This window comes from Gallalistipes aquisgranensis, from assembly GCF_014982715.1.
Lineage (GTDB): Bacteria > Bacteroidota > Bacteroidia > Bacteroidales > Rikenellaceae > Gallalistipes > Gallalistipes aquisgranensis.
The window spans coordinates 1,772,725-1,785,260 of the sequence record NZ_JADCJY010000001.1 but is presented as its reverse complement, the minus strand read 5'-3'; the positions used below and the strand labels follow the sequence as shown (position 1 = coordinate 1,785,260).

At 46.0% G+C, this 12,536-nt stretch carries 11 protein-coding genes; 1 reads left to right on the top strand and 10 read right to left on the bottom strand.

The window, feature by feature from the left end; translation table 11 throughout:
* Positions 1-99: 99 nt before the first annotated feature.
* The 8 genes from INF32_RS07185 to INF32_RS07150 all read right to left on the bottom strand — a co-directional run bounded on the left by INF32_RS07185 (position 100) and on the right by INF32_RS07150 (position 8,628).
* Entirely contained in the window at positions 100-453 is a 354-nt protein-coding gene (locus INF32_RS07185; RefSeq protein ID WP_004308780.1) for a nuclear transport factor 2 family protein, read from the bottom strand.
* Between the two features lie 88 nt (positions 454-541).
* Positions 542-1,945 carry a hypothetical protein gene (locus INF32_RS07180; RefSeq protein ID WP_004308779.1) on the bottom strand — a complete coding sequence of 468 codons (1,404 nt, stop codon included), beginning with the start codon at positions 1,943-1,945 and terminating at the stop codon, positions 542-544.
* A gap of 211 nt (positions 1,946-2,156) precedes the next feature.
* Entirely contained in the window at positions 2,157-3,116 is a 960-nt protein-coding gene (locus INF32_RS07175; RefSeq protein ID WP_007842328.1) for a toprim domain-containing protein, read from the bottom strand.
* 216 nt (positions 3,117-3,332) lie between these two features.
* Entirely contained in the window at positions 3,333-4,409 is a 1,077-nt protein-coding gene (locus INF32_RS07170; RefSeq protein WP_007852816.1) for an AAA family ATPase, read from the bottom strand.
* Positions 4,410-4,423: 14 nt separating this feature from the next.
* On the bottom strand, positions 4,424-4,732 hold the full coding sequence (locus INF32_RS07165) for a DUF3853 family protein (protein ID WP_007842330.1): 309 nt from the start codon (positions 4,730-4,732) through the stop codon (positions 4,424-4,426).
* 223 nt (positions 4,733-4,955) lie between these two features.
* Positions 4,956-5,975, bottom strand: coding sequence for a hypothetical protein (locus INF32_RS07160; protein ID WP_007842331.1), 1,020 nt, complete (start codon positions 5,973-5,975; stop codon positions 4,956-4,958).
* 10 nt (positions 5,976-5,985) lie between these two features.
* Positions 5,986-7,278, bottom strand: coding sequence for a PDDEXK nuclease domain-containing protein (locus INF32_RS07155; protein WP_007842332.1), 1,293 nt, complete (start codon positions 7,276-7,278; stop codon positions 5,986-5,988).
* 66 nt (positions 7,279-7,344) lie between these two features.
* Entirely contained in the window at positions 7,345-8,628 is a 1,284-nt protein-coding gene (locus tag INF32_RS07150; protein WP_021992115.1) for a site-specific integrase, read from the bottom strand.
* Positions 8,629-8,943: 315 nt separating this feature from the next.
* Here INF32_RS07150 and bla point away from each other — a divergent pair, with 315 nt between their 5' ends.
* The gene (gene bla, locus INF32_RS07145) at positions 8,944-9,855 is read left to right on the top strand and encodes a class A beta-lactamase (protein ID WP_226387669.1); all 912 of its coding nucleotides are present in this window, start codon (positions 8,944-8,946) and stop codon (positions 9,853-9,855) included.
* 32 nt (positions 9,856-9,887) lie between these two features.
* Here the strand turns inward: bla and INF32_RS07140 are convergent, their stop codons facing one another.
* Positions 9,888-11,096 (bottom strand): ROK family protein, encoded by a 1,209-nt coding sequence (locus INF32_RS07140; protein ID WP_226387668.1) that lies wholly within the window; start codon positions 11,094-11,096, stop codon positions 9,888-9,890.
* A gap of 11 nt (positions 11,097-11,107) precedes the next feature.
* Positions 11,108-12,490, bottom strand: a complete 1,383-nt coding sequence (locus tag INF32_RS07135) for a DUF4434 domain-containing protein (RefSeq protein WP_226387667.1) — start codon at positions 12,488-12,490, stop codon at positions 11,108-11,110.
* Positions 12,491-12,536 lie beyond the last annotated feature (46 nt).

The window sequence follows — 12,536 nt, the reverse complement described above, 5'->3', positions numbered from 1 at the left end:
GGTTTGTTATCCAACTGACTTTAAATAGTTTAACAAGTAAAATTCATTATATAACTCGGACTGGGTATTTCAATTTCCCAGTCCGTATTCTGATAGTACTTATTCAATTGGAAGATTGTGTTGCTTCAAGAATGAAAGTTTATCCCAATACCCTCTTTGAAAGACGATTTTGTTATCTTTTACATGAAAAAATCCGCATCCACGAAGTCCAAGAGAGTCTTTCCATTCCATGATAGCCCATTCGCCATCTTCAAAAATATTTTCCACCATACAAACCATTTTAGCAGTGGCAAATTCATTCACAAACATTTTGTAGATTGATTCTTTACCTATTATTGGTTCGTTTGCGACTTGATGATTTACTGCATTAGTAGCATACAGCTCTGCTATATGATAAGCATCTGCTTTGTTAAAGCAATCTATCCATTTTTCCAAAACTTCTTTAGGCTTCATTTTTTATAAATTCTTAGGATTTTGATTCTGTAATAAAAACAATCTGTTTGGATGCATAGATACTTGATTTTATTAATAATAGGCTATTCTATATTCTAAATCCTCTGGATTTTTGCTCTCTCTGCACCGAGTTACGTAGATTCTGCTGTAACTTTTCCCATTGTTCCTTAAACCATTGTACTATGGGTTGTCGGTTTATGGTCAGCATAAGCTTACCACTATCCATCGGATGTTTCTCAACCCTAAAAATATCATTCTTGATGTCAAATTTCCACCTGTGTTCTTCGGAATAAATTTTGCCACTACATTGTATGGATTCTTTCTTTGTCAAGAGGTTTTCTATCATGTCTTTGGTAAACCCGATAACAGCGCATAATTTTTCCATTCTCAACATCTCTTTGAACATGGGAAACCATTTGTGGGCTTTTTCAAGCAAGGTGCTCAATCGTGATATTTCCTTGTCTTTGGCTTCAAGTTCTTGATTATGTATTCTTTGAAGATTACGAATTTGTCTGCTATGCTGTTCCTGTATTTGTTGTATCTGAATTTTTAATTCATCAGTAGCTTTGTCCCGTTTGGTAATTTCCTGATGTAGCTGCTCGATGTGATGTTCCAGTTCTTTCAGCTTACCGCTTCCGAAAAGAGAACCTACACCGCTTGCTATGGCGGTAGCAGCATTGGTGGCTGTTTTCTTTAGTTTGTCCGTGCGTATCTCTGCTTTTACCTGTTTGAGTTCCTGTTCGGCAAGGCTTACTTGTTGTTCCTTGTGTCGCTTGGTTTCCTCTATACGTTGCAGTTCGGCTTTCTGCTTCTCAATGATGAAATCATTTCGTTCCAGATGCTCTTTACCTGTGACAGCTTTTGCCTGTCCACGTTCCATCAGGAGAATATCGGAAGCAAGGGTCTGCATGGTTGCCATATCCTCGTCATTGAGCTTTCGGCTCTTTCCAGTTTCATGGTTCATCCAGTCGAATACGACATGAGCATGATAATTTGGTTTGAACCATCTGTTACCGACTTGGAAGCTCTCCTTGTCTTCTGCTTCCGGCTGACCGTTCAGCCAATGCCCTTCGTCTTTATGCAGGAAAATCTGTAGCGGAGTGATGCCCCAGCGTCTTTGGCACTCTTCACCGAATTTGCGTACATCAGCCAGTGTGGTGTCCGGTCTGATAAGCAATACTCCTTCACGGATGGGTGAGCATCCCGCCACCTTGATAATCTTTCCATTCTTTCCCTTGCGTTCCCTTTCCTTTTCCTGCATGGCACGTCCGGTCTTTTCCTTGACCATTTGCTTGATATTGTCATAATGAGTTCGCAGTTCGGGAGTGCCGAAGTCGGGATTTATCCACTGTTCGTTATCGGTGGAAAGTTCGGGAACGACATAGATTCTGGACTCCCCGATATTACGCATATACTCGGCAGTCCTTCGGTTGTGTGCCTCGCTCGATGCGATGTTGCAAGGCTTGATATGTATGCTTGATTTTGTTGCCATAGCTTCTTTCCTTTGTTTACAATTGATTTACTTTGCTCGCTTTCGCAGAGGGGTTCTTAGGGGTAACCCATAAGCGGAGATTGCAAAGAGAGGGTCACTCTTTGCTCGGGGTTCTCAGGGGTGAAACGCCCTGAGTGGGTCATTAGGGCAAAGCCCTAATCCCCTCGGGAGAGCCCACAACTACGAAAGCGAAGCGTGTAGTTATAGTGGGCTATAACCGGAAGCCTTTCGGTTTCTTGGATAGCGTATCATTCCTCTTTTCGACAGATTGCGCTTGCTCTTTCCTATCGGCTATTCGTTTCTGTAAATATTCGTTCAGATCTTTACATCCACTGTAGATTTGCGAGGCGTCACGTATATACCGGGTAGCATCATACTCCTTTCGGATTTGCTGTATTGCTTCCATTCCTGCACGGTCATTGTCAAAGAAACAGTGGATGCGCTCATAGCTTCCCAACGGATAGAGTGCCTTGGGAACATTGGCTACGGAATTAAGAACTATGTAATCCTGTCTGTCGAAGTCGGGTGATTGCGGACAGCTTTCCAGCCTTAAAGTAAGAAAGGAAAGGTAATCCATAAATCCCTCAAAAACGTAACATGTACTCCTTGGTTTTCCTGACTGTCTGATATGGGATATTTCTTTTGGTGCGATACATCCCTTGAAATATCGGTTGCGAATTTCATATCCGCCTGATATGTTCGGAAAGGCAATGGCGAAATACCGTTTGCCGTTGTGGGTGAAACGGGCTTCCTTACATTCTCTTTTCGCCAGTGCCGTGTTTATCCCTCTTTCCTGTAGGTAGGCAAGCAGGGCAGGAGAAGCCAGCAGCACAATGTCCAATTGCTGAAAACTCGGTTCGGAAAATGATTGCTTGCCAAAAGAGAAAGACACGGGACGTATGTGTGGTATCTGTTCTTCGATTTTCTGTAGAAGATAAGGCACATAGTCGGAACAGTAGAGTTCCTGTGCCAGTGCGATGATATTTCCACCTTTGCCGATTGCGAAATCATACCATTGGTTGCGCTCGGTATTTACTTTGAACGAGGGTTCTGTCTCTTCCCGTAACGGGGATTTGTACCATAGGTTAATACCTTGCTGCTTGACGGGAGAATATCCCAAACTGTACAGAAAATCCGCTATCCTGATTTGTTTTGCTGTCTGTATATCCATAATAAGATGAGTGTTTGAATAATGGTTGGAATATTTATTTCTCTTTTCGCCCGTACTTTTTTATGAAGTACGGTCTGTATAATCACTTCACTTTATCTTCGTATATATAGGATACGGTAATAAAGTGAAGCGCTTTTCTATTCCCTACAACCGCTTCGCTTTATTCTTAATATATAGACCTGCCGAATAAAGTGAAGTGATTACAGGTTATACGGCCTAATAGTGAAAGTCCGGCTTGAACGTGTATTTCCTGCCGTTCTCCTGTACTATCATCCGTTTGTTCCGGAGCATGGTGATAAGTGATACCGCTTTTTGATGGTTCAGTTTTACACCTACCGACATATATGACTTGATTAAGGAGGTTTCCAGATCCTTGTAGCCGTATTCCTCTTTCAGTCCGAAAGCCGCTTCCAGTGCTATGCGGTGCTGCTGTTCGCTAATATGTCTGTAAGGGTCAAACTTTTCCTCTTCCGGTCTTCCGGGTTTCTTCGCTTCGGGTCTGTACCCCTCTATGAGTTCAGGCAATGCATTGTCGTTGATACGGAAAGCGAAAGGCTCGAAATCCATTGCACGGATGTGCATGGCTGAAACATTGCTTATATCCCCGTTGCTCTTGTCCTTTTCCACCAGCAGAACGGTTTCCGCCTTGTTGTTCAGCTCCGTACCGATATGCCCTCTTGCGTTTTCATCGCCTTTGTTCTGGTGGAGTATCGTATGGATGTGTATCTGCCTGTCATCCGTCCACTGCATCAGTTTGGATATAATGCGTGTCGATTCTCCCGGACTGTTGATGTCATATACCATATCACGGATGCCGTCTATGATTACAAGCCCTATGTCCGGTGTATTATAGATAGCCTGTTCGACAATCCTGATACGCTGTTCGGGCGTGTATTTCCTCAAAGCGAGAAACTCCAGATGTTCATTGTCCCTGTCATCAGGAAGACCAGCAAGCCGTAAAATACGTTTCATGACTTTCAGACAGTGATAATGGCTTTGTTCCGTGTCCACATAAAGAATCTTCCTTTTTTCTTCCGGTAGTTCCGCAACATACCGCAGTACCGTACCGTTTTTCAATGCGGCGGCTACGATAGCCGATACATTGAAAGTCTTTTTACTCTTGGCTTTGCCGATGGATGCACTGAAATTGCCCAGTGTACCAATGACCGAACCTTGCACTTTTAGAATCTCAGGTGCTTTTTCGTAGATTTTCGACAGACTCAGGCGTGAAGCTTGCCAAAGGATTATTGCCTGTTCTGCCGAAATCTCCTTTATTTCTTTCATATAGTCCATAAGCATACCTCCCATTATTTCCGTCCTCCTGTTTTCTTCCCGGCAAGCTCAAGAGCCAATTCCGCATCTACGATAATCTTGCGCCCTATCTGGGTAATCGCCTTGTCTATCTTACCGCTTTTCTTTATGCGGTTGGCAGTGGGCAGACTGCACCCGAACAGTTTGGCTATACCGAGTATTCCGTACACATACTTCTTTTCCGTGTCTGTAACGGGTTGCGGCAATGCTTCGGCCTGACCTGAAGCGTGCTTACTCAGGAATATGAATTCTTCGCCTGTCATCTGCCAGACGGGTTTTGATAATAATTCTTGGATATTTGTCATCGTCCAATCTATTTAGTCGTTAAACAATCAGCCCTGCGCACTGGCTGTTATTTCTGTTCTCGAACGATGCAAAATTAGGTAGGGTTATGAGTGGTAAGGATGGGGACGGTACAAACTGAATATCATTGTATCTTATTGAATATCAGAAAATAAAAATACCACTCAAAAATTATTTTGAGTGGTAAAAGTGGAACTTTCGTAAAGTATCAGGATATATTACGGATTATCTGAATATATGTTCCATTTCCTTGGCGAAATTTTGGTTGCTGTCACTGGGGAAATCTGAAACAGGCTCCTTGTACTTGGATTTGTAGTAGCTGTCGTCAATATCCAGCAGTTTCAGTATTCTGTCTTTCCATTTGTCCCTGTCCTGTTTGGAGAGTTTCTCGCTCATCAGGAATATCAGATAGCATACACGTATTTTCTCTCTCGGTTTTATTTTCAGCTTACAGTTGCAGGGGTGAAGATTCATATTGGCATAGAAATCCAGTGCGGAAATTTCTTCGAACTGTTCTCCTATGCACACCTCATGAATGAGCGAAAGTAATTTCATGCTGAAATATTCCTGTTGTTCTTCTGTCGTTTCCTGCTGACTGATTGGCTCGCTTGATTTATTCTCTTGCTTTCCGTCAGGAATGTATTTCTTCAATATATCCAGAAAAAGGCAGCTTTGACGGTATATGTCCGCACAACAGTTCTTCATGTATTGGAATGCCTCTGTTCTTGCAGCCTTTTGCTGATCATAGAGTTTGTTCAGTTTGGCTTTTTCCCTGTCATATTCAGCCTTGCAGCGTTCATATTCTTTCTCTGCCTGTTTTTCCTCTTCGGCTGTATGCTCCCTGTAACCAATGGAATCATACCTGTTGTTGGCTTCATTCAGCGGCTTGCTCAGACTTCTTGTAACATCCAGCTGGGCTTCAATTTCCTGAGAATACCTTTCCATGTGCTGATAGCAAGCACGTTCTATGGCTCTGTCACTTAACGGGCGTATCTCATAAGCCTGTATGCTCTTTTCTATTTCAGTTTTCAGGCTGTTGAGTATCAAGGTGTATTGCTCTTTTTGCTTGTCAAGCACCAGTTCAAGGATAGCGGCTTCAAAGGATTTCATGTCATTATACTCCTGATAGAAATCCGATATGAATTTCTGCCTGTCAAAAGAAAAAGCGTAATTATCTATATAGTCTCTGTATATTCTGTTGAGTTCTCCATATTGGGGAATCATCGTCTGTATCTTTCCTGCCATATACTTTATATTATGGGTTCTTGTCCTTGTCAAGGAATAAGGTCAGTTCTTCTTCCACTTCTTCTATACTCGGTAGGGCAGATTTCAGATTTTCGGGTACTGCCTTGCTCAATTGATAGTCGCTGATACCTATCGGCTGGTCATATCCAGCCAAGGCATATTGTGCCACGACCTCATCCTTACCCCTGCACAGCAAAAGACCGATGGTCTTGTTATCATTTTCTCCCCTCAGTTTATCATCTACAACATTGATATAGAAATTTAACTGCCCTGCATATTCCGGTTTGAATGGCGTTGCTTTCAATTCCACGACAACATAGGCATGGAGCTTGATATTATATAGGATCAGGTCGGCGAAAAAGTCACTGTCCCCAATCTGGAAATGTTTTTGTCTGGCAACAAAAGCAAAGCCGTTACCCATTTCCAGCAAGTAACGGGTTACATGCTTTACCAACTGTTCTTCTATATCCCTTTCGTCAGCCTTTTCCTTTGCTCCTGCCAAGTCAAAGATATACGGGTCTTTTAACAGATAATTGGCAAGATCGCTTTGAGGTGCCGGAAGTGTGGCAGTGAAGTTGTTTACCTTGTTACTCTTGATTTGTCTGTCATACAGATTACTTTCAATCTGCATTTTCAGCACATTACTGCTCCAACCCATTTCTACAGATTGTTTCATATACCAATACCTTACGCCCAATGGTAGCGGATTATTGAGTATGACCATATGGCTTGCCCAATTTATTCTTGCAATCGGTGACGCCAAGAATAAATCTTCTATATCCTCTATTTTTATTTTATAGATGGTTGCTACTGTTTTTGCTACATTCTGAAATTGCGCAGGAACCTCCTGCGTAATTTCTAAAGATTGATTATCAGCTGATTGTATTTGCGCAGTAAGCTCCTGCGTAAATTGTCCGCTATTGAGCTTAAGGACTTCATTAGTAATGTTTTGAATATTTGGGACCGACAGTATTGAATCTGCTTCAATAAAACTACGAAGTACATTTAACGGATATAAACGGGCAAACTGGCACATATAAGTAAGATTACGTTCCGAATATCCCTTCTTTTCAGGATAATTGAATCTGATTGCCTGTGCCAATTTTTTGATAATTTTACCACCCCACCCATGTAGGTGTTGGTGGTACAGTATATAATTCCCCATTTTCCAGTAATGGAACAACATCTGGGCATTGGCTGCGGTAATGAGTCGGACTTGTGCCTGTTCTATTTCCGAACCGACAGCATGGACAAAGGCATCAAAATGACCTTTCTTTATATTATGTTCGTTGTTATTTTCCATATCACTAACTATTACTTAACAAAGATAACTCTAATAATGGATAATCTGTGAAACTGACTGATACTTTTAGAGTTGGTTAAACTTGTTCATTGCATTGGCCTTAATATCGTCTGCTATGTCAATGTAAGGCTTCATGGCTTTATAATCACTGTGCCCTGTCCATTTCATTACAACCTGTGCAGGAATACCGAGAGCCAGTGCATTACAGATGAATGTCCTTCTTCCTGCATGTGTGCTGAGTAATGCGTATTTCGGTGTAACTTCATCTATACGTTCATTTCCTTTGTAGTAGGTTTCACGTATAGGTTCGTTAATTTCTGCCAGTTCTCCCAGTTCTTTCAGATAATCATTCATTTTCTGATTGCTGATAACAGGCAATGCCATGTGGTTTTCAAAATGGATGTCCTTGTATTTTTCAAGTATGGCTTTACTGTACTTGTTCAGTTCAATACTCAGACTATCTGCCGTTTTAACGGTGGTGACTTCTATATGGTCGGACTTGACATCACTTCTCTTTAGGTTACGAACATCTGAATAACGCAGACTGGTAAAGCAACAGAACAGGAAAACATCCCGGACACGTTCCAGATACTGTTTGTCTTTGGGTATCTGATAGTCTTTTAGTCTGTTCAACTCTTCCCATGTCAGGAAGATTACCTTCTTGGGGGTGGTTTTCAATTTCGGTTTGAACGTATCGTATGCTATATTCTGGTGATAGTCTTTCTTGAAGCTCCATCGCAGGAACCATTTGAGGAATCCCATTTGTTTACCGATGGTACTGTTTCTCATGTCTTTTTTGTCACGCAGGAAATTGATATACTCGTTCAATCCGAACTCATCGAAATATTCAAAGGTCACATCTTCCTTGAACTCCTTGAGGTGATTTTTAACGGCTGCAAACTTTTCGTATGTGGATTCAGTCCAGTTATTCTGATTGCCGCATTCTTTTACAAATTCATCGAACACCTCCCAAAAACTTATCTGTGCTTCTTCCTGCTGTTCTTCGTTGGCATTCTTCATCCGCAGGTTGAATGCATCCTTTAGTTGTTGGGTAGTTGGCATGGTTTCCTGTACCTCAAACTCCTTGAACACATTTTGAATTTCGGCATAGTATTTCAGCAGATCGGCATTGATTTCAGATGCACTTTGCTTTAATTTGTTGGTACACCCGTTCTTTACTCGCTGCTTGTCGGAATCCCATTTGGCTACATCGATGCGGTAACCCGTTGTAAACTCAATGCGCTGGCTTGCGTATATGACGCGCATACGGATGGGGACATTCTCCACAATTGGCACACCGTTCTTTTTCCGGCTTTCCAATGCAAAAATGATGTTTCGTTTGATATTCATAATTGGGTGCGTTTGAAATTCTACACCCAAATATACACCCAATATTTGGAATAGCAAAAGATATTCAGAAAGATTTAGATTTACTATGTATTCCAAATTGTGTGTGATTATCAGTAATTTGCAATTTTATGATATTTCTTGAATGTATAGGTTCGAGAGCCTCTCTCTCCGCGTTATTCGCCGAATGTACGGATGGGAAGTCACCGGCTGTCAGCCGGTGACTTTTGTTTTGTCCCGGTAAATGGTTTCGGGAGATTTTTCGGGCGGTGCGAGAACGGTATTGTTTCTATCTTTGCATTTTCCGATCGTAGGCGTATGAAACTGCAGAAAGCATATATCGTTCTCTTGTTCAGTCTGTCCTGTATTTCCTGTTTCGCCTGCGGGGAACGTGTGGATTTGCTCCGGCTGGAGATAACGCAGGTCGTTCGAGGCAAAAAAGCCACGGTCGGCGTTGCGTGCAGGGCCGGAGATGTCTCGTTCTCTTTCAACGACACGGTACAATATCCGTTGATGAGCGTTTTCAAGTTTCACGTGGCGCTCGCCGCCCTACAGAAAATGGAATCGGAAGGAACGGACCCTCGCTCTGAATGGCCCGTCACCGCATCGCAGATGCATGCGAATACATACAGTCCCCTGAAGCGTATTTATCCCGAAGGGGATTTCCGGCTCTCTTTCGCGGAACTGATCCGCTACTGTGTTTCGGAAAGCGACAATAATGCCTGCGACATTCTGATCGACTACGTCGGCGGGATTGCCGAAGTCGGTGCACGGATCGGAAAATCGGGAATGGCCGGCTGTCACCTTTCGGAAACGGAAGCGACCATGCATGCGGATTTGTCCAATTGCTATAAAAACCGGAGTACGCCCTCGTCTATGGTGCGGCTGCTGCACCGGACCTATACGGAAAGGGTGTTGTCGCCTCCGTACGACTCCCTGCTTAGACGGGCCATGTTCGAAACGGTGACGGGTGCGGATAAGATGCGGAAAGGCCTTCCTGCCGGAGTGCGGCTGGAACATAAGACGGGCAGTTCCGACCGTCTCGGCGACGGAAGGAAAATCGGCGACAACGATGCCGGCGTGATGTATCTGCCGGACGGTGAACCGTGTTTCGTGGCGATTTTCATAAAGGATTCCGAAGAGACGGATGCGGTCAATGCCCGGATGATCGCCGACATCGCCGGATGTATTTATCGCTTTTTTCTTGCGGCCCGGGCGGCGGCCGACTGATCCCGGAGGCAGTTCTCCCCGCAACGTCCGTTCTATAACAATCCCAGGGTTTTGCTGCGGACCAGCATGCAGGCACCCACTACGCCGGCCCTGTCTCCGAGGCTGCTGACCTTGATGGCGGTGTCTTTGCTGACCAGCGTCAGCGAGTATTTGTAAACGGCACTCTTGAGCGGCAGGGTCAGGTATTCCCGGGTCGCCGAAAGCGTCCCGCCCACCACGATCAGTTCGGGATTGAACAGGTTGATCAGTCCCGAAACGGCTTTGCCCAGTTCGTGTCCTACCGACTCTATGATTTCGATGGCCAGCACGTCTTCCTTTTGTACGGCGTCCATAATGTCTTCGAGCAGGATTTCTTCGCCCCGGTTGTATTTTTCGGAGAGCATCGACACGCTTCCCTCCTTCAGCTTTTCCATGAACAGCCGGTGTACGGCGCTTCCCGATGCTCCCGTCTCCAGGCAGCCCCGTTTGCCGCAGCGGCAGATGATTTCGTTATCGTAGAACGGAAAGTGTCCGTATTCCCCCGAAAAACCCGATTTGCCGTAGAACAGTTTCCCGTCGATGATGATTCCGATGCCCAGCCCCCATCCCGCATTGATGAAGATCATGTTCCGTTCGTTGTTCGCCACGCCGCACATGTACTCGCCGTAGGTCATGGCCCGGGAGTCGTTTTCGATGATGACGTTGCAGTCGATCCGTTCTTCGATCTGCTGGGTCAGGGGTTTTTCACCCAAGTAGTAGAAACTGTAACTGTATCCCGATTCGGAGTTTACGCGCCCCGAGAGATTGACTCCCACGGAAAACACCTTCTGGCGCGGCACGGCGATCTTGTTCAGAAAATCGTTGATGATGTCGCACAGGCCGTCGAGCGATTGCAGGGTGTTTTCTGCCGAAAAGTTGTCGTAGACCTTGTAGTCGAGCATCTGGCCCTTGAAGTCGATCAGTCCCAGGGCCACGCTGTTCATCCTCACCTCCACTCCTGCGAAATAACCCGCTTCGGGATTGAGCCCGTACAGATTCGGACGGCGTCCGCCGTTGGTGCCCTGTTTCCCGAAATCGAGCAGGAAACCCTCTTCGATCAACTCTCCGATCAGTTTGGTCACCGTGGGCACGCTCACGTTCATGTCCCGGCCCAGTTCCGGAATGGTATAGTTGCCGTTGGTGATGCATTTGCCGATGATCTCCTTCTTCATCAGGGCGGGTTTGTTCCCTTCGAGGGCTTTTTTCAGGAATGAATTATCCATCGTTTCGGGTGTTATTTCGTTTTCAGATATTTTCGGTAATCCTTGTAGAGTTTTTCGGTACGTGGTTCGCCGATCCGGACAGAGGCTCCGGGACGGTTGAATACTCCGGGATACTGGTAGCAGAGCACTTTCTCGAAATTGTCGAGCAGGGTCAGATCGGCTATGATGCCGTCTATGTCGCGGGGGTAGAGCGAGGTGTCTTCGTTGAAAAGAAACGCTTCCAGGTCGAACCACAGATGCGAACCGGCCCGGTCGCAAAGCTCCTGCAATCTTCGGGCCGCTTCCCGGCCGGTCAGATCTCCTTCGGGCATGCGGGCGAAACCGAACGGACAGAGAATGTCCAGATGTTCCAGAAGACGGGGGTAGGTATCCTCTCCTGCCGGTATGCCCATGCTGTTGGTGGCGAGCATGATCGGTTTGGAGGGGGCGAACCCGTTGCAGAAGGCTTTGAACTCACGGAAAAAATCCACGATCTGTTCCTTTCGCAGCCGGCGGACCGCTTCCGAGGCTTCGCAGTTGTCCAGGCTGCCCACGCACTCCTCCGACACGTAAAATCCGTAGAACGAATCGTGATGGCCGTATTTTTCCCACAATTCGCGGGCGACCGCCTTGTGCCAGTCGAGCGACTGTTCCGAGAAGTCGAACCAGGCGAACAGGCCCACGCCCGGCAGTACGTGCATGCCCAGCCTGTCGGCCTCGCTCAGGATGGCTTCCAGCGGATCGGTCGCGGCAATGGGCATTCGTTCCGGGTAGAGTTCGGAAGGGTAGAATGCCCGGCCGCTGTAGGTGGCGGTCGTTATGTCGTGCTGTCCCACGTAGGCCTGGTTCCGGAACACTTCCTGTATCACGATGATATCCATTCCCAGTGAGTGCATGTCGCGGACGATCTCTCTCCACTGCCGGTCGGTCACGTTGCGGATATCCCCGTTCCAGTGTTTCCCTTCCGTTTCGCTCCAGTGGTACAGACCCGCCCATGCTCCGTCGATCCTGCGGGTGGAACGGATCGGCGAGGGGAGGACCGTGATCTCTTTCCGCAGCCGGTGCAACGAACCGTCCTCTTTCTGTACCGTAAGGACGATCCGGTTCTTTCCTGCCTTGTCCGCGGTCTTCATGCGGTGGACGACGCAGCGGCTCTCCGATGCCCCGATGGAGATTTTTCGGCGGTGCAGCAGGTGTTTTTCCGACTCTCCGTTCAGGTAGAGCGACACTTCGAATGTGTCGGGAGCGTCCGTGTGGTTCACGATCCCCGCCCGGATGTCGAGATCGACCTGCGTGGTTATGGTCGTCGGAGGAATGAGCGTGAGACTGATTCCGCTTTCCGTGACCGATGCATGACACATCAGCGGCAGCAGGGCGGCGAGAAAAACACACATATTTGATTTCATACGTCCCATTGCGTGCAAATTTACTTTAAAATACTGAATAATACGCCTCTTTTCC